The sequence below is a fragment of the Hymenobacter sp. GOD-10R genome (assembly GCF_035609205.1).
In the GTDB taxonomy this organism is placed as follows: Bacteria; Bacteroidota; Bacteroidia; order Cytophagales; family Hymenobacteraceae; genus Hymenobacter.
On sequence record NZ_CP141184.1, the window covers coordinates 3,304,499 to 3,324,362 of the forward strand.

General features: G+C 58.3%; 18 protein-coding genes. 1 reads left to right on the top strand and 17 read right to left on the bottom strand.

Annotated features, from left to right (window positions below; genetic code table 11):
- Positions 1-105: 105 nt before the first annotated feature.
- From hisF to SD425_RS13270, 10 genes are all read right to left on the bottom strand, one after another.
- On the bottom strand, positions 106-864 hold the full coding sequence (hisF, locus tag SD425_RS13225; RefSeq protein ID WP_324679336.1) for an imidazole glycerol phosphate synthase subunit HisF: 759 nt from the start codon (positions 862-864) through the stop codon (positions 106-108).
- Between the two features lie 122 nt (positions 865-986).
- The gene (hisA, locus tag SD425_RS13230) at positions 987-1,703 is read right to left on the bottom strand and encodes a 1-(5-phosphoribosyl)-5-[(5-phosphoribosylamino)methylideneamino]imidazole-4-carboxamide isomerase (protein WP_324679338.1); all 717 of its coding nucleotides are present in this window, start codon (positions 1,701-1,703) and stop codon (positions 987-989) included.
- 84 nt (positions 1,704-1,787) lie between these two features.
- Complete coding sequence (gene hisH / locus SD425_RS13235; RefSeq protein ID WP_324679340.1) at positions 1,788-2,375, bottom strand: imidazole glycerol phosphate synthase subunit HisH; 588 nt, start codon at positions 2,373-2,375, stop codon at positions 1,788-1,790.
- A 179-nt stretch (positions 2,376-2,554) separates the two neighbouring features.
- Positions 2,555-3,661, bottom strand: coding sequence for a bifunctional histidinol-phosphatase/imidazoleglycerol-phosphate dehydratase HisB (hisB, locus tag SD425_RS13240; protein WP_324679342.1), 1,107 nt, complete (start codon positions 3,659-3,661; stop codon positions 2,555-2,557).
- Positions 3,662-3,865: 204 nt separating this feature from the next.
- Positions 3,866-4,642 carry a tRNA(His) guanylyltransferase Thg1 family protein gene (locus SD425_RS13245; RefSeq protein WP_324679344.1) on the bottom strand — a complete coding sequence of 259 codons (777 nt, stop codon included), beginning with the start codon at positions 4,640-4,642 and terminating at the stop codon, positions 3,866-3,868.
- Positions 4,632-5,081, bottom strand: a complete 450-nt coding sequence (locus SD425_RS13250) for an AAA family ATPase (RefSeq protein WP_324679346.1) — start codon at positions 5,079-5,081, stop codon at positions 4,632-4,634. The genes SD425_RS13245 and SD425_RS13250 overlap by 11 nt, the downstream gene beginning before the upstream one ends.
- A gap of 12 nt (positions 5,082-5,093) precedes the next feature.
- Complete coding sequence (hisC, locus tag SD425_RS13255; protein WP_324679348.1) at positions 5,094-6,161, bottom strand: histidinol-phosphate transaminase; 1,068 nt, start codon at positions 6,159-6,161, stop codon at positions 5,094-5,096.
- A 144-nt stretch (positions 6,162-6,305) separates the two neighbouring features.
- Positions 6,306-7,601: a histidinol dehydrogenase gene (gene hisD / locus SD425_RS13260; RefSeq protein WP_324679350.1), complete on the bottom strand. Its 1,296-nt coding sequence runs from the start codon at positions 7,599-7,601 to the stop codon at positions 6,306-6,308.
- 159 nt (positions 7,602-7,760) lie between these two features.
- Positions 7,761-8,612 carry an ATP phosphoribosyltransferase gene (gene hisG / locus SD425_RS13265; RefSeq protein WP_324679352.1) on the bottom strand — a complete coding sequence of 284 codons (852 nt, stop codon included), beginning with the start codon at positions 8,610-8,612 and terminating at the stop codon, positions 7,761-7,763.
- 184 nt (positions 8,613-8,796) lie between these two features.
- Complete coding sequence (locus SD425_RS13270) at positions 8,797-8,919, bottom strand: hypothetical protein (protein ID WP_324679354.1); 123 nt, start codon at positions 8,917-8,919, stop codon at positions 8,797-8,799.
- 179 nt (positions 8,920-9,098) lie between these two features.
- Here SD425_RS13270 and SD425_RS13275 point away from each other — a divergent pair, with 179 nt between their 5' ends.
- Positions 9,099-10,022 carry a DUF2911 domain-containing protein gene (locus SD425_RS13275; RefSeq protein ID WP_324679357.1) on the top strand — a complete coding sequence of 308 codons (924 nt, stop codon included), beginning with the start codon at positions 9,099-9,101 and terminating at the stop codon, positions 10,020-10,022.
- 147 nt (positions 10,023-10,169) lie between these two features.
- On the opposite strand, the gene SD425_RS13280 is transcribed toward SD425_RS13275, so the two are convergent.
- From SD425_RS13280 to SD425_RS13310, 7 genes are all read right to left on the bottom strand, one after another.
- Positions 10,170-12,689, bottom strand: coding sequence for a TonB-dependent receptor (locus tag SD425_RS13280; protein ID WP_324679359.1), 2,520 nt, complete (start codon positions 12,687-12,689; stop codon positions 10,170-10,172).
- A 23-nt stretch (positions 12,690-12,712) separates the two neighbouring features.
- The gene (gene rpe, locus SD425_RS13285) at positions 12,713-13,405 is read right to left on the bottom strand and encodes a ribulose-phosphate 3-epimerase (RefSeq protein WP_324679541.1); all 693 of its coding nucleotides are present in this window, start codon (positions 13,403-13,405) and stop codon (positions 12,713-12,715) included.
- Positions 13,406-13,634: 229 nt separating this feature from the next.
- Positions 13,635-15,344 (bottom strand): S8 family serine peptidase, encoded by a 1,710-nt coding sequence (locus tag SD425_RS13290; protein ID WP_324679362.1) that lies wholly within the window; start codon positions 15,342-15,344, stop codon positions 13,635-13,637.
- Between the two features lie 159 nt (positions 15,345-15,503).
- Positions 15,504-16,268 (bottom strand): hypothetical protein, encoded by a 765-nt coding sequence (locus tag SD425_RS13295; RefSeq protein WP_324679365.1) that lies wholly within the window; start codon positions 16,266-16,268, stop codon positions 15,504-15,506.
- A gap of 72 nt (positions 16,269-16,340) precedes the next feature.
- Positions 16,341-17,492 carry a tRNA 2-thiouridine(34) synthase MnmA gene (gene mnmA / locus SD425_RS13300; protein WP_324679367.1) on the bottom strand — a complete coding sequence of 384 codons (1,152 nt, stop codon included), beginning with the start codon at positions 17,490-17,492 and terminating at the stop codon, positions 16,341-16,343.
- A 315-nt stretch (positions 17,493-17,807) separates the two neighbouring features.
- Positions 17,808-18,707, bottom strand: coding sequence for a helix-turn-helix transcriptional regulator (locus SD425_RS13305; RefSeq protein ID WP_324679369.1), 900 nt, complete (start codon positions 18,705-18,707; stop codon positions 17,808-17,810).
- 111 nt (positions 18,708-18,818) lie between these two features.
- The gene (locus SD425_RS13310) at positions 18,819-19,640 is read right to left on the bottom strand and encodes an SDR family NAD(P)-dependent oxidoreductase (RefSeq protein ID WP_324679372.1); all 822 of its coding nucleotides are present in this window, start codon (positions 19,638-19,640) and stop codon (positions 18,819-18,821) included.
- Positions 19,641-19,864 lie beyond the last annotated feature (224 nt).

The window sequence follows — 19,864 nt, forward strand, 5'->3', positions numbered from 1 at the left end:
AAGCATCTCTACCGCTTCGTCCTCATGGTAAGGCTTATAGCATTGCGGTAGAGATGCTTCGACAAGCTCAGCATGACCTAACCGTCTTACGATATTCCCCCTTAACTACAGCCGCACCGGAATACCATCAGCACGCAGGTGCTGCTTGAGCTCGGCAATGCCAATTTCGCCGAAGTGAAAGATGCTAGCAGCTAGGCCCGCATCGGCATTGGCTTGCTGAAAAACGGCGGTAAAGTCCTGCTTGCTGCCGGCCCCACCAGAGGCAACGACGGGTATGGAAACTGCCTGAGCTACCGCGCCAGTCAGATCCAGCGCAAAGCCGTCTTTGGTGCCGTCGTTACTCATAGAAGTCAGTAGGATCTCGCCGGCGCCGCGCGCCGCCACCTCGCGTGACCATTCAACCGCATCATGGCCCGTGTTGTGGGTGCCGGCGCGGGTGTATACCTGCCAGCCATTCTCCGGCGTATAGCGCGCATCCACCGCTACCACGATGCATTGCGAGCCGAAACGACGCGCTAGCTCATCAATCAGCTCGGGGCGGTGCAGCGCAGCCGAATTGATGCTCACTTTGTCGGCGCCGTTCAGCAGCAGCGCCTCCACATCGGCTACCGTACCAATCCCGCCCCCCACGGTGAACGGAATATCCAGTTCCCGGGCCACGTCGCGCACCAGCGCTACCAGCGTCTGCCGCTTCTGATTGGTGGCCGTGATGTCGAGGAACACGAGTTCATCGGCGCCTTCGCGGGCGTAGCGCGAAGCGAGGGCAACTGGGTCACCGGCATCGCGCAAGCCTTCGAAGCGCACCCCTTTCACGGTGCGGCCGTCTTTCACATCGAGACAGGGAATAATGCGTTTAGTTAACATTTAGGTTAGGCTGTAGCGCGAAGCTTCCGCTTCGCGCATCGTTGAACGATACTTGTTGCGTCAGCTTATATACCGACGAGCAACGAGGTGCGAAGCAGGAGCTTCGCGCTACATTTTGGGCGCTACAGAAACCGGCGCAACTCTTCTAATTGAATCGTGCCTTCGTAAATCGCCTTGCCAATGATAGCGCCGTATAGACCCGCCTCGGCCAACGCCTCCACATCCGCGATGGTAGTCACCCCGCCGCTGGCTACCAGTTGCGCGGCCGGGAACTGCGTCCGCAGAGTCTGGTAGCTAGCTAAAGCGGGGCCTTGCAGCTTACCGTCTTTGCTCACGTCGGTACACACAAAGGTAGTGGCCCCAACTGCTAGGTATTCCCCGATAAACTCAGCTAGCGTCCGCTCACTTTGCTCGGCCCAGGCGTTGATGGAAATATAATTATTCCGAAAGTCAGCGCCCACAATAACCTTCTCCGCGCCGAAGGTTTGGAGCCAGGTCCGCACCGTTTCGGGCTCGCGCACGGCAATGCTGCCGGCCGTGATTTGGGCCGCGCCAGCGTCGAACGCTTGGCGTACGGCCTGCTCACTTTGCAGCCCGCCGCCAAAGTCAATCGTCAGTTGGGTGTGGCGGGCAATGCGCTCCAGCACCGGCAAGTTTACCGGCTGCTTGGCCCGGGCTCCATCCAAGTCCACCAGGTGCAGGCGCCGCACGCCGTGCTGCTCGAAGCGCTGCGCGACGGCCAGCGGGTCATTGTCGTAGGTGGTTTGCTGGGCAAAATCGCCCTCGGTCAGTCGTACACACTGGCCATTTATCAAGTCAATAGCGGGTATTATTTCCATTCGAGTTTGGTGCTTGTGCTTGGTGCTTAGCCTAGGTCTCCCTGCTTACAAGCTAGGACGAACAACTAGGCACTAGGCCCCATTTTACAGCTTCAGGAAGTTCTCTAGTATGCGCGTGCCGACGGGGCCACTCTTCTCGGTGTGAAACTGCACCGCGTAGAAATTACGGTGCTGCACGGCGGCGCTGAAGGGCGCTGGGTACTCCGCTTCGGCAATGGTGTAGTCACCTACCGGGGCGTAGTAGCTATGCACGAAGTAGACGTAGTCTTCGGCTTGCAGGCCCTCGAACAACGGCGAGCGGAGGCGCTGCAAGGTATTCCATCCCATATGCGGCACCTTGTGTTGGGCGTCGGCGGGGAAGCGTTTTACCTCGAACGGCAGGATGTTCAGTAGGTCAGTGTCGTTCTCTTCACTGTACGTGCCGAGTAGTTGCATGCCCAGGCAGATACCTAGGAAAGGCTGCGTCAGCGTGGGCAGCAACTTGTCGAGACCTTGGGCGCGTAGCTCGCTCATAGCTGAGGCCGCTTCGCCTTCGCCGGGGAACAGAATCTTATCGGCCCGGCGAATCACCTCTTCATCCGAGGTCAAAGTAGCCTGCACACCTAGCCGCTCCAGGGCAAACAAAACCGACTGCACATTGCCGCCTTTGTAATCAATAACCGCTATTTCCATTTGAGAAATAATCAGTGTTTATTCATTTGTTTATACACTCTTTGATCTTATTGCCTTCTCTTTTCTCGGCTACTTGCTGCATCTTTCACTCGCTCGCTTGTAGAAACCCCGCAGCTTATTAATGACAGTAGATCAATATGATCTGTGTTTATCCATTTGTTATAACAAATGGATAAACACTACAAGATACCCTTCGTGCTAGGTATCTCCATCTTGGCTGCATCACGCACCAGCGCCATCTTAATCGACTTAGCTACGGCTTTGAAAATGGACTCGATCTTATGGTGCTCGTTCTCTCCTTCACACTTAATGTTGAGGTTGCAACGGGCCGCATCAGAGAAGCTCTTGAAGAAATGGTAAAACATTTCGGTGGGCATATCGCCTACTCGCTCGCGCTTAAATTCAGCATCCCACACCAGCCACGGCCGGCCCGAAAAATCGATAGCAGCTTGGGCGAGGGCGTCGTCCATGGGGAGTAAAAAACCGTAGCGGGCGAGGCCACGCTTGTCGCCGAGGGCTTGCGTGAAAGCTTCGCCCAAGGCAATGGCCGTATCCTCGATGGTGTGGTGCTCGTCGATGTGCAGGTCGCCTTGCACGTCAATCTTCATGTCGACGCCCGAGTGCTTGCTGAGTTGATCGAGCATGTGATCGAAGAAACCTAGGCCAGTGTGCATCTGAGGGCGACCGGCGCCGTCGAGGTTCAGCTCCACGCGAATCTTGGTTTCGTTTGTGTCGCGCTGCACGACGGCACGACGAGCAGGCAACCGCAGGAACTGAAAAATTTCATTCCAGCTCGTAGTGGTGAGGGCGGCGCGCGGGTCAGCTTCTTCGCGCAGCAAAATCGATTGACACCCTAGGTTCTGGGCGAGTTCCACGTCGGTGAGCCGGTCGCCGATGACGAAGGAGTTTTGCAGGTCGTAGTTGTGCTCGGCCTCGAAGTAACGGCCTAGCATGCCGATGCCGGGCTTGCGCGTGGCTAGGTTTTCGTGCGGGAAGCTGCGGTCGATGTGCTCGCGCGCAAACTCCACTCCTTCCCCGCGCAGAATGTCGAGCATCAGGTTATGGGCCGGCCAGAAGGTATCTTCCGGAAAGCTGTCGGTGCCGAGGCCATCCTGGTTGCTCACCAGCACCAGCTCGTAGTCGAGCTCACCGGCAATGCGGGCTAGGTTGGAAATAGCACCCGGCAAAAACTGAAATTTATCCGGCGTCAGCGCGTCGATCTGCTGGCTTGGCTGCGGCTCAATGAGGATGGTGCCGTCGCGGTCGATAAAAAGGACTTTTTTCATATGAAGCGCGAATGGAATAGTTCGCGTTGTGGCTGTAGCGCGAAGCTACGGCTTCGCATGTTGTTAGTCGGCACACGGCCGAGTTTTTCTCTGGGCGGGTTGTCATTCCGAGCGGCGCGAGGAATCTGAGGTTATATCCCGGAGGATAACCCAGGTTCTTTACCCAGATTCCTCGCGCCACTCGGAATAACAAACGACCGACACCTAGCTTTCCTGCCCTTGCTCCTGGTGCAGCAGGGTTTGGATGAACGAAGCATACGCTTCTCCTAGCGGCAACTCCAAATCAGTTTTCAGCCGGCGGCGAACCGTATGCACCGTTTCCTGGGTGAGCGGGTTGAAGCCGGGTTTGTCGTAGGTTTCCCAGTACAACCCCACGCCGCGTTTCTGCCAAGCGGGCACGCTGTTGTAGTTGATGCCGTGCGCGAACAGCAGATCGTGCTTGGCCGCAGTGCCTATCCCCAGTACTTGACCGGTCGCCTCCGCCACTGACTGACCTTGTTTCCGCAGCGCCCAATAGCAATGGGCGTTTAGGGCATTGCGGCCAGCATCTTCCTGACGCCACCGGAAATAATCGACGACATCTTGTTCGCGTGGTAATTGCGAAATGCGGCAGTCGAACACGCCGACTGCACCTAGCTTCAGCGAAAACGCCGCGGAGGCTTCGCCGGCCAAAACGGAGTTATACTTGCGCAGCTTCCGGCCGAAGGTATTTTCCTCGGGATGCAGGAGCAGCGAAATTTCGTCGCTCTGCGTGTAGCCGTACGAGATGCGGAAGCCGCAGCCGAGCAAGTGCGTCACGGTACTGGTCATCAACTCGCGCATGCGTTCATCGAACGGCGCTTCAAACGGGTGCACTTCCTTGGTGAGGCGCGTGAAGCCGCGACCATCCAGACGAGCAACTAGGTAAAGGCCCGGCAGAACACAATGGTCGTGGGCCGTTTCAAACACGCGCATGCGGGTGTCTAGCTCATCAAACTTCATCTCGCCACTCGGTTACAACAAATTCCTGATCCGCGCCAATGCGCACAAAGTACAAATGGTCAAATCCTTCCGCCCGGCTTGGCGGCTCCAGCCGGTTGCGCGTGCCTTTAATACCGCGGTCCGGTACCTGCCGTTCAGGCGGGCGCTGCTGGTTTCGCACCAAGGCTTCGGCGGCTATTGACTGAAAGAAGTACCCAACCACCTCAAACCCCGCAGCCCGCGCCGGCTCGATGTAAACGGCGCGCTCGGCACGGGTCGGGTTGGTATTGTCGATGACGCAACGCATCTTGGTTTCCAGGCACAATTCGAGCATTCGCCGCTCCCGATTGCGCGTGCGCAACAGATCCATACTGATGCGCACGTGCGAATGGAAGAACTGACGCTGGTAAAAGGTTGACTTTCCCGTTGCCTGAATGCCGCAGAAAACCACGAGCTGCATACCCGGTTGAACCTAGCCCTCGAACTGCTGGAGCGCCGCGAGCAACGCTTCGTTTTCCTCGGGGCTACCTACCGTTAGGCGCAGGCAACCGGCGCAACCGGGCTGGGTCGTGCGGTTGCGGACCACGATTCCTTTTTCCAGCAAGTAGTCGTACACGGCCGTGGCGTCGGGGCGGAAGCGGGCGAGCAGGAAGTTGGCATCCGAAGGGAATACTTCTTCCACAATGCTTACCGCCGGCAAGCGCTCCGCGAGCCAGTCGCGGCCTTTCAGCAGTTCGGTGCGCATGGCCTCGAAGCGTGCGGCATCCTTCAATGCAGCCAGCGCATGCTGCTGCGTTGCCTCCGATATATTATAAGGAGGCTTGATCTTGTTCAGGTAGCCGATGATTTCCGGCGAGGAGAAAGCCATACCCAGGCGCAAACCGGCGAGGCCCCACGCTTTGGAGAAGGTTTGCATCACCACCAGGTTCGGAAACTCCGCTAGGCGCGTCGTCCAACTCGGGGCCGTGGTAAAGTCGGCGTACGCTTCATCTACAACGACCAAACCGCCAAAACCGCGCAGAATTTCTTCCACCCCCTCGGCGTGGAGTAAGTTGCCGGTGGGGTTGTTGGGCGAGCAGATGAACACCAGCTTCGCCTTCGAGGCCACCACCTGCGCCACGATTTCGGGCGACAACTGGAAGTCGGCGGTGAGGGGCAGGCGCTCCACGGCCACATCGTTGAGGTTGGCGGCCACCTCGTACATACCGTAGGTCGGCGGCAAAATCAAGATGCTGTCCTGGCCGGGTACGCAGGTCAGGCGCACGAGCAAGTCAATGGCTTCATCAGAACCGTTACCGAGGAAGATTTGCGCGGGTGCCACACCTTTCAGCGGAGCTAGGTCTGCTTTCACGGCGCGCTGGTGCGGGTCGGGGTAACGGTTGAACCGGTCGGGGCCGGCGCTGCCGAGGCTGTTCTCGTTGGCATCGAGCATTACGCGGGCTTCCCCCTCAAATTCGTCGCGGGCCGACGAGTACGGTTTCATCGCCCGCACATTGGAACGGACCAGGCTTTCTAGATCAAATACCATTTCGTTTTTCATTTAACATCTACCATGTAACAAGGGCTGTCGAAGCGGTGGGCAAGCCGCCGAAGCTAGGTCGCCTCTGTTGGAGCGAGACCCTAGCTTGCCCTAGCTATGCAGCATTCTGGTGGTCATTGTGCGTTACTGGTTAAATGATCAATGTTAACGGCTTACGGCAATAGATTCCAGCCGCAAGGTCACGGCGCGGGCGTGGGCGCGTAGGCCTTCCGCTTCGGCCATCGTTTCCACCACCGGACCCACGTGCAACAAGCCTTCGGGGGTGATGCGCTGGAAGGTAATTTTCTTCAGAAACGAATCGAGCGACACGCCGCTGTAGTTGCGGGCGTAACCGCCGGTGGGCAGCGTGTGGTTCGTGCCGGAGGCGTAGTCGCCGGCGGCTTCGGGCGTGAGGTGACCCAGGAACACCGAGCCGGCGCTGGTTACTCCCCCGGCTAGTGCCTCTGGGTCCTGTACCGACAGAATAAGGTGCTCGGGCGCGTACTGGTTCGAGAAGAACAGCATTTCCTCCGGCGTGCGCAGCAAGATGGCGCGGCTCTCGGCCAGGGCGCGAGCGGCTACGTCGCGGCGCGGCAACTCGGCTAGCTGGCGTTCTACCTCGGCCGTTACTAGCGGCAGCAACTCCACGGAGTCGGTCAGCAGCAACACCTGCGAATCGGGGCCGTGCTCGGCCTGGCTCAGCAGATCGGCCGCGACAAAGGCCGGATTGGCTGTGCGGTCAGCAATGACAAGCACTTCTGAGGGGCCCGCCGGCATGTCGATAGCCACGCCGTGCTGGGTGGCCAGTTGCTTGGCGGCCGTCACGTAGCGGTTGCCGGGCCCGAAAATTTTATCCACGGCCGGCACGCTATCGGTACCACCGGCTAGAGCCGCAATGGCTTGCGCGCCGCCAGCTTTCACGATGGTTTGGATGCCGAGCAATTGGGCGGTGAACAGAATCACGGGGTTCACCGAGCCATCTTTCTGGGGCGGCGTAGTCAGCACCACTTCCGGACAAGCCGCCAATCGGGCCGGCACCCCTAGCATTAATAAGGTGCTGAACAGCGGCGCCGAGCCTCCAGGAATGTACAAACCTACCCGCTGCACCGGCACCGACTTTCGCCAGCACGTCACGCCCGGCATCGTTTCGACCCGAGGTTCTTCCGTGCGCTGGGTGGCGTGAAACTTCCACAAGTTGTCGTACGCCTGCCGGATGGCCGCTTGCAGCTCGGCTGGCACTTGCGCCACGGCCGCAGCTATTTCGGCCGGACTTACGCGCAATTCGGTGAGCGTGGCGCCGTCGAGCTCGGCGGCGTACTGGCGCAGGGCTTCGTCGCCGCGCTGGCGCACGTCGTCAAAAATCTGGCGAACCCGCTCTTCCACCTGGCGGGCTTCGCCAGCCGCGGCGCGCTGCTGAAGCGCAGGCCACTCGGCCGGAACAGGATATTGAAAGACTTGCATGAGCTTAAATGGCTGAATGAGTAAATGGCTGATTGTTCTCGCTTCATGCGAGCAACTGACCATTCACCGCATCTGACAGCATTATTTAAAGTGTACACTCGTGAATTATTAAAGGCCTGCCTGAACGACCAGCCCTTTGACAATTCAACGTTCAACCATTTAACTGATCATTTTCTCAATCGGAAGCACCAGGATGCCTTCGGCACCCACGGCTTTAAGCTGATCCGTTACGTGCCAGAAGTCGTCTTCGTTTACCACCGACTGCACCGACACCCAACCTTCTTCGGCTAGCTTGGTCACGGTGGGCGACTTGATGCCGGGCAGCAGGGCTTTCACTTGGTCGAGGGCCGCAACGGGCGCATTCAAGATAATGTACTTGTTGCGGCGGGCGCGGCGTACAGCTTGCATGCGGAAGCGAAGCTTCTCTAATAAGTGCTGCTTTTCCGCATCTAGGTTTTGGTTGGCAATAAGCACAGCCTCGGAGCGGAAAACCGTTTCTACTTCGCGCAAGCCATTACCTAGCAGCGTTGAGCCCGACGACACAATGTCGCAGATAGCATCGGCTAGGCCAATGCTCGGCGCAATTTCCACCGACCCGCTAATAGTGTGCAACTGGGCTTGCACGCCCTCGCCGGCCAAATAACGGCCTAGGATTTCGGGGTAGGAAGTTGCAATGTTCTTGCCCTGCAAGCTCGCTACGGAGCTGTACTCCGCGCCGCGCGGCACGGCAAGCGACAGGCGGCACTTGCTGAACCCTAGGGCTTCCACTTCCAGCGCCGGGAAACCGGCTTCCACTAGCACGTTCTGACCCACGATACCTAGGTCGGCTACGCCGTCCTGCACGTAGCCGGGAATGTCGTCGTCGCGCAGGAACAGGATTTCGAGCGGGAAATTGGTGGCTTCGGTCTTGAGCTTGTAGGTGCTGCTGACAAACGAAATACCGCACTCACGAATCAGATTCAGGGAATCTTCGCTCAGGCGGCCCGACTTCTGGATGGCCAGACGGATCATAGGGAAAGGTTGAAGGATGAGGGTTGAATGTTGGTTGGACTTCAGAACAGCTCAACACCCAGAATGCAAGAAGAAAAGGAAAGCGCTTGGGGCCAGCAACGGCAAAGGCAAGCGAGGCCGCCTTTTCGGGCGACCAGGGAACCAGAGCGATTCCCCAACGGGGCAATATGATTGTGTGCTTCCTCTAGAAAGAGGAATGATGCCCGTGCTCATGATGGTGCGGCGCGCGCAGGTCGCTGGTAGCCGTGCCCACTGCGGGGGCGGCCCAAAAACCAGGAGTGCGAAAGAGTGGCGCGGCGAGAGACATAGGACTGAATTGCGCAGCAAAAGTAAGCGCTACGGCGAGGCTATAAAATTTTTCCTTCAAAAAATTACGCAAAACCGGATATTTGTCGTTTCCAAACTTGTCGGGCTGGTTTCTGGCGTTCTTGTTCCTTGCGAGCTAGCTGACTTGTGCTGCTGCTCTTCACCTACTTGCATTTGCCCATGATGTTTTCTCGTCTGCTCGCTGGTTGTTGTCTGGGTTTCACATTAGGCAGCTTGCCAGCCCTAGCACAGACCCAAACTCCAGCGGCGGTTACCACGCCTCCTACCCAGCAGCCCCAGGGCGTGCAGCTGCCCTTGCCGCAGGCTAGCCCCCACGTTGTCTTGCAGCAGAATATTGGCCTTACTTCCGTTACCGTCGATTATCATGCCCCTGGCGTAAAGGGCCGCCCTGTATGGGGGCAGTTAGTACCCTGGGAAGAAGTGTGGCGGGCGGGCGCCAACGAAAACACCTTGCTGACCTTTTCCGACACGCTGACGGTCAACGGGCAGGTGGTACCGGCCGGTAAGTACTCGTTTTATGTGTTGCCCCACGCCGAGCGCGACTGGGAATTGATCCTGAACCGCGTCACCACGCACTGGGGTAGCGAAGGCTACGACCCCAAGGACGACCTCGTGCGCTTACCCATTGCCTCGGAGCCCGCGCCCTTCCACGAAACCCTGCTGTACTGGTTTTCGGACGTGGTACCCGCCGGCGGTAAGCTCAACCTAACCTGGGAGAAGCGCACCGTGAGCATGCTCGTTGAGAGCGACGTGCACGGCAAAGTACTAGCGGGCATCACGCAAACGCTAACCCAAAACCCCGGTAACTGGCAGCTCTTAGCCCAGGCAGCCGAGTACCTGGTGCAGAATAATCTCCAGGCCGAGCTAGCCCTGCGCTACATCAACGAATCCATCCGCCTGCACGATGTGTACAGCAACAACTGGATCAAGGCGCGGCTTTTAGCTTCGCAGAAAGACTACACCACCGCCATTGAGTTCGGCCGCAAAGCCCTCAAAATGGGTGACAAAAGCGATGTAGCCTTCAAAAACCAGCTCCCCGACATGCGTGTCCGCCTGACCGAGTGGCAAGGTAAAGCTTATTAAAAGAGCTAGGTTATAACTAAAAGCTCCCCTCCTTTTTTAAGGAGGGGTTGGGGGTTGTCAAACTAGAGCTAGAAGACTAGAACTAGTATCGTTCAACGATTGGAACCACCCCCAACTCCTCCTTAAAAAAGGAGGGGAGCTTTTTAGTTAAAACCTAGCTATGACGCGCAGGTTTACGACGCGCTGCGAAAGGTAATTGGGCACGGAATACGTGACGGAATTAATGTCTTGCACGTAGCTGTAGCCGCCCACGTTATTGGCCGCTAGTACGTTCAGGATTTCTAGGCCCAGCCACAGACTTTCAAACTGACCAGCCCGGCGGCTAGCTTCAGGGCTGTTGCCGAGGGCAATGACCTTAGAAAAACCTAGGTCGACGCGCTTGTAGGAGCGGCTAAGCTTGCTCGTGCCACGCTGCTCGGGGGCGCTGGGGGGCGAGAACGGCAGGCCGGAGCCAAATACCAAGTTCACGTAGCCGCGCACCGACGGATTATTAGGCAAATGGTCCTGGAAGAACACACCTAGGTTTACCCGTTGATCGGTGGGACGGCGAATGTAGCCTTTGGGCTCCTTCCCAATAGGGTTGTTCTCCGCGTTAAAAATGGTGATGGAATCCCCCACCAGGTTTTCGCGGGTGGTTTGCACCCCTAGACTAAACCACGACTCGGCACCTTTTACGAACTCCCCGGCCAAGCGGCCTTCCAACCCGGCGGCGTAGGCCTTGGCGTTGTTCTGGGCAAAGTAGCGCAGCCGCACGTTGTCGACGTCGTAGGGTACCACGTCGGTGAGGTACTTGTAATAGGCTTCGCCGGTAAACTTGAAGTCGCGGCCGGCCTTGTTTTTGAAGCGAATTTCATTGCCCACAATAAAATGCAGGGAACGTTGCGCCCGTAGCTCGGGGTTAAGCTGCGCTTGTTGCACGAATACGCCTTGTGCATCGCGGCCACCGATTTGGTTGCGTAGCTCGCGGTAAAACGGCGGCTGATTGTACACGCCGGTGGCAAACTTATAGGAGACGTTCGGCCGGCGACGCGGCGTGAAGGCGTACTGCACCCGCGGGCTCACAGTCAGCTGCCGGTTCACCGTCCAGTAGTTGGCCCGCATGCCGTAGGTCAGCGTGTGCAACGAATCGAGGTCGATGGTGTGCTGGGCATACCCCTGGTAGCGGTAGCTAGCTAGGTTCAGATCAGAGCGCAGCAACGAACGCCGACGGTCGGGCACGTAGTCAGCCGAGTCAATGAAGCTGTATTCGTCGAGCGTGTCGTGAATCTTTTCGCGGCCCCCTTTCACGCCCCAACGCACAGTATGTTGGCGGCCGGGCGTCCAGCGGCCCCTTGCTTCCAGCGTGGCAATGCGAGCGGTGAGATTGTTGCGCGAGTGGTCGAAGCGGGAGCCCACATCGCGCTGGCGCACGGCCTGGTTGAAGTCCTCGGAGTTGGGGTCGCGGTTGATGTCGGCGAATGTATAGGCGGCTTCCACGTCGCGGTACTCAAACTCGCGCGAAATCAGGGCGCTGGCCAGCAGTTCGCCTTGCAGATTTGGGGTGAAGTTGTGGCGCAGGTTAAGTCCCCCTTGGTACGTATCATACTGCATTCGCTCCCGACCGGAGTAGGCAATAAACACCCGCGTCAGCTGATTGGTAGCCGTACTGAACGTCGCCTGACCCGTTTCGGGCGTGAAGCGGTAGTCGTTGTGGGCAAAGGTGGTAAGCAGACCGAGGGTGGTACGGTCCAGGTTGTCCTGCGGGCCGAGGGCTAGGTTGATATTGGCCTGGCCGTCGTAGAAGGTTGGGTTGTAGCCGCCGCGGGCCTGCTTCAGCGAGTTGAGCACGTACTGGGCATTCTTGTAGCGAATACCGGCCAGATAGCTCACACGCTTGTTGGCCGAGGCCGCGCCCACGTGCGCCGTGCCGCCCACTAGGCTAGCCGTAGCAGAGGCCTCAAACTTCACCGGCCGCTTATAGTCAATGCTCAGCACCGAGGACAGCTTGTCGCCGTACTTGGGTTGCCAACCCCCGGTCGAGAATTCAATCTTACTAACCAAATCCGGGTTCACGAAGCTCAACCCTTCCTGCTGCGCCGCCGTGACCAGAAAGGGCCGATAGATTTCGAACCCATTCACATACACCAGGTTCTCTTCGTAGTTGCCACCCCGCACCGAGTACGTACTCGTCAACTCGTTGTTGGCCACTACGCCGGGCAGCGTAGTCAGGATCTTGTTGAAGTCACCAAAGGCCGAGGGGATTTCCTTGGCCGCGCGCGGGTCCAGGTGCGTGACGCTCACCTGCTCGCGGGTGTCGGCCTCGTCGGAGCGGCCCCGCACAACTACGTTGTTCAGACGGTTGTCGGTGGCCAGGATAATCACTAGGTTTTGGGCGGCGGCTAGGTTCAACGGCAGTCGCTGGCTTTGAAAGCCCACGCGCCGCGCAATAAGCACCAGCGGCTTGGCACCGGCGGCGGGGCGCGTTACGCTAAAAGAAAAGCGCCCACCCGCATCGGTCGTGGCGCCGCCGGGTTGCCCCTCCACGCCTACTACCACCAACTCCAGCGGTTGGCCAGCCGCGTCGCGCACGGCCCCCGCTACGAGCGCCCGCGCTACCTGTTGCGCTACTGCGGCGGGCAAGGGTGCCAGCAACAACAGCAGCCCGAGCACGGACAACCGCTTTTTCACTCCACTACGATATAGGTGCTGCATTAGCCTATTTCTTGTTCTGCTGCGTCAATGCTAGCCGATAATTGCGTCCGCATGTTGGCCAGGGTAGCCACGGGACCTTCGGCTGAGTTGAAGACAAAGCTTCCCGCCACGAGGACATTCGCACCGGCCTCCACCAGGGCTCCCGCGTTATCAAGAGTCACGCCACCATCGACCTCGATCAGCGCCGACGAGCCGCAATCGATTAGCAACTCTTTCAGCGCGGCCACTTTACGCAATGTATTCGGGATGAATGTTTGTCCGCCAAAGCCAGGGTTTACCGACATCACCAGCACGACATCCAGGTCGGCGGCAATATCCTCTAATAAGCCGACGGGCGTATGCGGGTTGAGCGCGACGCCAGCCCGGCAACCTAGGTGCTTGATTTGCTGCACCACGCGGTGTAGGTGCGGGCACGCCTCGTAATGCACCGTGATGCTCGCCGCGCCCGCGTCGCGGAAGGCAGCTAGGTAGTTTTGCGGCTCCTCAATCATCAGGTGCACATCGAAGGGCTGCCGGGCGTGGCGGTGCACGGCTTGCAGTACGCCGGGCCCAAAGGATATATTCGGCACAAAGCGACCGTCCATTACATCATAGTGCAGCCAGTCGGCGGCACTGTCCGCCAGGCCTTCTACTGCAGCTTGTAAGTTGCCATAATCAGCAGCGAGCAGCGACGGAGCGAGCAAAGGCGCCATCCGGCGAGTAGTAGTATCATTCATAGCACGAAAATAAGGAGTTGGTCGTTGCCGGTTTGCAACTAATTCGCGGGGCAGGGCGCCGCGCGGGCAGCCACAGGCGCGTGAGCCACCCAACAACCCTACCGCTAACGCGGCACAGCACCTAGCATTGTGGACCTTACCCATAAAAAAGCAGAAGCCTCGTGCGAAGCTTCTGCTTTTTTATGGGTAACCTAAGTGGCGACGTTTACAGCTTCAGGAAGCGGGCAGCACGCGGCGCAGCATTCGTGGCTTGCACCGTGCAGTTGTACATGCCCTGGCTCAGCGTCCCAGTTTGCAATATCACGCTGGCCGCGGCGGAAGCGCGCACTTGCTGTTCGGCTACCAGCGCCCCGCGCCCATCATAGATGCGCACGAATAAGGCCTTGCCTTGCAGCTCCGTCGGCAGCACCAGCGTGAGCGCCTCGTCGGTGCTCGGGTTGGGGTACACGGCTAGCTGGGGCTGGGCCGAAGCACGGTTTTTGGTGGCCAACGGCGTGTTGGGGTTCGCCAAGTTATAGGCCCGCACAAAATCGGGGATACCAAAACCTAGGCTGTTATCTGGGGCGTTTACCTGGGTGCCGGAGCGCTTTAGGTAAAAGATTACTTGCTGGGCCGTGAGTCGAGGGTTGGCCTGCCAAAAGTCGGCGGCCATGCCCGCCAGGATGGGGCACGAGAACGAAGTACCGCTGCTGCGCACGGAAGTGCCGGTGGCCGAAATAACCGCCGCCGACGTACCGAGCGCCGCCAAATCTGGCTTGATACGCCCGTCGGCCGTAGGGCCGAAGGAGCTAAAGGACGAGCGCACCATGGTTGACGTCACCGAGCCCACGCTGATAATGGAATCGGCGTCGGCGGGGGCGCCGATGTAGCGCCAGGCACCGGCGCCATCGTTACCGGCCGAATTACACACCAGCATGCCGACGCGGGCAGCCACGGAGGCGGCTCGTGATACGATGGTGGTGCGGCCGTTCATATCCGCGTAGGTATGACTCAGAGCCGTGTTGTCGAAGGTAGTGTAGCCCAGCGACGAGCTGATGACGTCAACCCCAGCCGAATCGGCGTACTCGGCGGCAATCAGCCAGTTAGCTTCTTCCACCGGGCTTTCCGTATCCGTATCCTCCGTGATGAGCAGCCGGTACGTCGCGTTGGGCGCCGTCCCGATAAACAACCCGGTCTGGTTGGCGCCCATGGTTGATAACGTATTGGTGCCGTGGCTGCTGCGCGTGTACACCGCGGTGTTCTTCTCCACAAAGTTGAACACACTGGCAATGCGGTTTTCGTTGCGGAGCGCTGCGAAGGGTGAAGCCGTGTTCACCCCCGGAAATCCACCGTCGAACACGGCAATCTGTATGCCTTCGCCCCGGAAGCCCGCGTCGTGCGCGCGCACGGCCCCAATCATGTTGGCCTGCACGTAGGCATTGCCGTAATCAGCGGGGACGGCGGCTACCGACGCCGTTGTAGCGGCTAGGTTTTCTTCTACCTCCTCCTTTATGATGCCGGATTCGGTATCGGTGAGGTTCAGCACCTGGCTGCTGCGCACAAACGGCAACCCATTCAGGGCCGCTAGCACACTTTCGTCGCAGGATACCACGGCGGCGTTGAACCAGCGCGAGGTGTACCACACCTGTACGCCAGGCACGGCTTTCACCTGCGTCACGTAGCTAGGATTCACCGGTAGGTCGCGGGACAGCACGGCAATGCCTTGCTTGGTGCGCCGCGCAATGGCCCGCGCCGACAAGTACGCCTGCGGCTGCGCCGTGCTGTAGGGCGAGTTGGCCTTGTCCTTGAAGTAAATCAGATACTTGTGCACGGCCGTGGGTTCTACACGCACAGAAAGCGGCGCGGCGGTCCCCACAGTGGGCGCCAGAGCCTCCAGCAAAAGCCCGGAGGATACAAGAAGAGTAGAAATTCGCATAAGATGGTGATTGGTTGGTGGTTAAATATAGCTGCCAATTCGAGAATACTTCTACTACGTTCACTTTTAAATCCGCCGCCATCTTTTCCTGCTATGAACAAAAAAAAGTGGCCGGATGCATCCGGCCACTTTCTCTTGCGTTGTGTTTCTCTGTGCGGCCTATAAGCGGCCCGAGTCGACTAGCGTCTCCGAGCGCACACGACCTAGGTAGATGTAAGACTTATTGGGTGAGCAGTTGCCCGAGGATGGGCAATATTGGTAGCGCCGCCGCACCCGGTACACCAAGCCAACTCCACGGGCATATACCTGCCGGTATTTGGCCACCTGCCGGATACCGTCGTCGATGATTTGCCCGTAGGAGTTCACACCGCTGTCGTCCGTGGTTACAGTTTGGTCATAGTGTCGCGGCTGCCCATTGGTGATGATGTCGAACGGCTGGCCCGCCCGCTTGTAGCTTCGGTTTTGGAACGTCACCGTATCCAGGGTGTTGTAAGCATCACGGTTCCAAGACGTTCCTTCCTGCACCGGAAACACTAGTTCCACCGTCCGCCGATTGTTGCGCGTTAGCAGTACGGTCTGCGCGGAGGGATTAACCAGCATTACGCTGTCGTCTTGCCAGGCATCGGTTGTGGCGTTGCGCTTGGAGCGCACCACGCGGTAAGCTAGCTGCCCGGCCGCATCCGTGAAGCTCTCCGTGATTCGCTCCCGAAACTGAAAGCGCGTCACCCCGATCACATTGTTGTTCCAGGTGCTGTCGATAACGTTGTAGGTACGGTAAGTACCTACTTCCACTGGGTAATAATCGGTGCCAGCTTCCAGACCAGGTTCCGTTTCCGTTTTGCACGCCGTTACAGCTAAGGCAAGCAAACCGGCGCCTACGAAACCGTAGCGCAACACAGAAGAAAAAGTAAACCGTTGGGGCATAGAGGGAATTCTGGATAGAACGCTCAATAGCCCAGGCTTTACCCCCAGGCTATTGAGTAATCTATATATAAATCAGACCGTCAGCGCCGTAGCACCCGTCGTGGCAACCGGAACCTCGCCAATAACGTGCCGTTCTATCCAACCGCCGCCGAGCACGTCGTTGCCTTCGTAAAAGACGGCTGCTTGGCCCGGTGTAATAGCGTGCACGGGCTCCTCGAAGTACACGTGGATTTTGTCGCCAATCTGCTCCAGGAATGCCGGCGCGCCGTCGTGGTTGTAGCGGATCTTGGTTATGCTAGGCACCAGACCCCGGCCTTCCAGCGAGGCGTACTTACCTAGGTTTAGCTTGCCGACTACCGTTTGGGAGCTCGCTAGCTCGTCGTAGTTGCCGAGCACGACCTGGTTGGTTTCGGGGCGAATTTCGGTCACGTACACCGGAAAGCCCAAGGCAATACCGAGGCCTTTGCGCTGCCCAATGGTGTAGAATGGGTAGCCTTCGTGCTTGCCGACCACGGTACCATCGCGCAAAATGAACTCGCCGCCAGCCACGCGCGCTTCCAGCCCTTCCACGCGCCGCCGCAGGAACCCACGGTAGTCATTGTCAGGGATAAAGCAGATTTCGTAGCTCTCGGGCTTGTTCACCAGCGCGGTGAAGCCACGCCGCCGGGCCTCGTCGTAAATCTCGGTTTTGCGCATGCCGCCTAGTGGAAATAGCGTGCGCGATAAGCTAGCTTGTGAGATGCCCCACAGCGCGTAGCTCTGGTCTTTGTTCTCGTCGAGCCCTTTGCTAATTACGTAGCGGCCATCTTCCAGGCGCACGTTGGCGTAGTGGCCGGTAGCAATAAACTCGCAGCCGAGCTGGTCGGCGCGGCGCAACAAGGCGTCCCACTTGATGTGGGTGTTGCAGAGCACGCACGGGTTGGGCGTGCGGCCGGCGAGGTACTCGTCGGTGAAGTTGTTGATCACGAAGTCGCCGAACTCGTCGCGGATGTCAATGATGTAGTGCGGGAAGCCTAGCTCCACGGCAATGGCCCGCGCATCATTGATCGAGTCGAGCGAGCAGCAGCCCGTCTCTTTCTTGGAACCGCCCGCCGAGGCGTAGTCCCAGGTTTTCATAGTCATGCCGACTACTTCGTAGCCTTGCTCGTGCAGCAATACCGCTGCCACCGAGCTGTCGATGCCGCCGCTCATAGCGACAAGCACCCGTCCTTTGGTCGTATTCATAAGAATTTAAAAAACGCCCGGAAGTCCAAAGTTTCCGGCCGCATTGTGAGACCTACCAAGAAAAAGCGCGTTTGCATTCAACTTCTGAGTAGTACATAGAAGAAGCTTTCTCCTAAAAACGAGAGCTTTCCCTTTCATACCTCTGCAAAACGCTTTTAGCAGGAAGACGACAACGCAACACCGACCGTGTTGGTGCCCTTTCTAGATGGCAAAGTTAACGCTACGCTACCAAACGGCTTCACTTAAATAACACCATATGATTCTGTAGCGCGCCGCGCCGCACGACCATGTTATGTTGCTCACTGCCCACAGACCCTAGTTCAAGAATTGAGTGCGGTACTCGTGGGGTGTGAGGCCAACTTCTTTTTTGAAGAGCCGCGTAAAGTAAGGTGGATTATTGAAGCCGAGCTGGTAGGCGGTTTGCGCAATCGTGTTATCGGTGCTGATAAGCAAATTTTTGGCTTCGCCTAGCAAAAACAGATGCAAGTGGTCGAGCGCCGTTTTGCCCGTTTCCTGCTTCAGCAAATCGGTGAGGTAGCGGGGTGAGGTGTTCAACTGATCGGCTAGGTATTTCACGGTTGGCAGGCCTTCTTCCTGCAGCTTTCCACCTTCAAAATAGGCCGTCAGCAACGCCGTAAACCGGGCTACCGTGCTGCCCGATAAGGCAGTGCGATTTAGAAACTGACGCTTGTAGAAGCGTTGCGAATACTTCAGAATGGAGGCTAGGTGCGTTAGGATAATATCGCGGCTGTACTCGTCCGGGTTGTTGCCATACTCAAAACCAATCTGGTGGTACAAGTCCCAGAGAATCTGCTCTTCGCGCGGGGCTAGGTGCAGGGCCTCGTTGACTTCGTAGTCGAAGAAACCATACTTTTTTATTTCGGCGTGCAGCGGGTGCCCGAGCAGGTAGTCTTCGTGAATGATGAGCACGAAGGCCATCTCGATAAGCTGTAAGTCCGTGATTTGCATCACCTGCCGGGGCTTTACAAACGACAGGGCGCCGGCCTCGTGGTCGTAGCTGGTTTTGCCGTAGAGGAAAAGCCCGCCCGCTTTCATCTTCCGAAAGCTAATCATGTAGAAATCCGTGGTCAGTGGGGCCTCACCAAAGGAACAGTGCAACAGCTGTTGGCACGTGAGCAGACTCAATAACGGATGCGCAGGCGGCGGGTAGCCACAGGCGCGGTGAAACTCGCTGATGCTCTTGAAATGTCTCATGGCTAGGGCCCGTAACAGGCAAGTAGATACAAAAATAAAGATAGCGCAAACGGCCCCTACCCCTTGCAGGCAGGGGCCGCGTTCGGGCAGCTACAGCCGCTAGGGGCGGCCCTAGCCGTGGGCTTGCTCGGCCACGGGTTGCCACTCGGCCCAGCTAGCGAGGCGCTCGGCGTACACTTGTTGCGCCCAGGGATAGGCAGCGCGCCCCATAAACAGGCGCAGCGGCGGGTTATCCGTATCGACCAGCTGCAGGATAGCTGGCACAGTGGCCTGCGGCTCGCCATAGTTGGCGGGCTGGAAAGCGGGCAAGGCATAGAGCGAGGCCTTCACTTGGTCGTAGGCGGCAATGGGTTGGCTGTGCACGGCGGAGGCGCCGCCAAAGTCAGTTTTGAAGACGTTGGGCTCGACCAGCGTGACGTGAATGCCGAAGCCTTTCACTTCGTGGTAAAGGGCCTCGCTCAAGCCCTCCACGGCAAACTTGGTGGCGCTGTAGATGCTGGAGCCCGGCGAGCTGGTAATCCCCAACACACTGGACAGCTGAATGATATGGCCGCTACCCTGGGCCCGCATGATGGGAAGGGCGGCCTGCGTCACCCAGAGCGTGCCTAGCAGGTTGGCATCGATAATATCGTGCACGGCCTGCTCGCTCAGCTCCTCCACGGCCCCGAATAGGCCATAGCCGGCGTTGTTGATCACCACGTCGAGCGAGCCGAACTGGTCGTGGGCTTGCTGCACGGCGGCAACGCATTGGGCACGGTCGGTGATGTCGAGGGCCAGGGGCAGGAAGGCCGCGCCATAGGTGTCGGCTAGGTCCTGCAGGCCGGCCACGTTGCGGGAAGTAGCGACTACATGATCGCCGCGTTTTAAGAAAGCGTCGGCCCAAAGTTTACCGAATCCGCGGGAAGCGCCGGTGATGAAGATTGTCTTTGCCATCTCTGTTTTAGTAGTTAAGTGACGGCACAAAGTTCCGGCGTCGACTATCCGCTGGTCTGCTACAAAAAGCGGAAAACGTGATACAGATCAACGTAAGGGCAGCGCGGATTACTAGCTCAGACTACCCTCCCCTAGGTAGGCAGCTACACGCTACACCAACGACGCTAGCTGCTCCGCGTTAAAAAATGGTGGTTTCGCGAAAATGGCTGTAGACAAGAAACTGC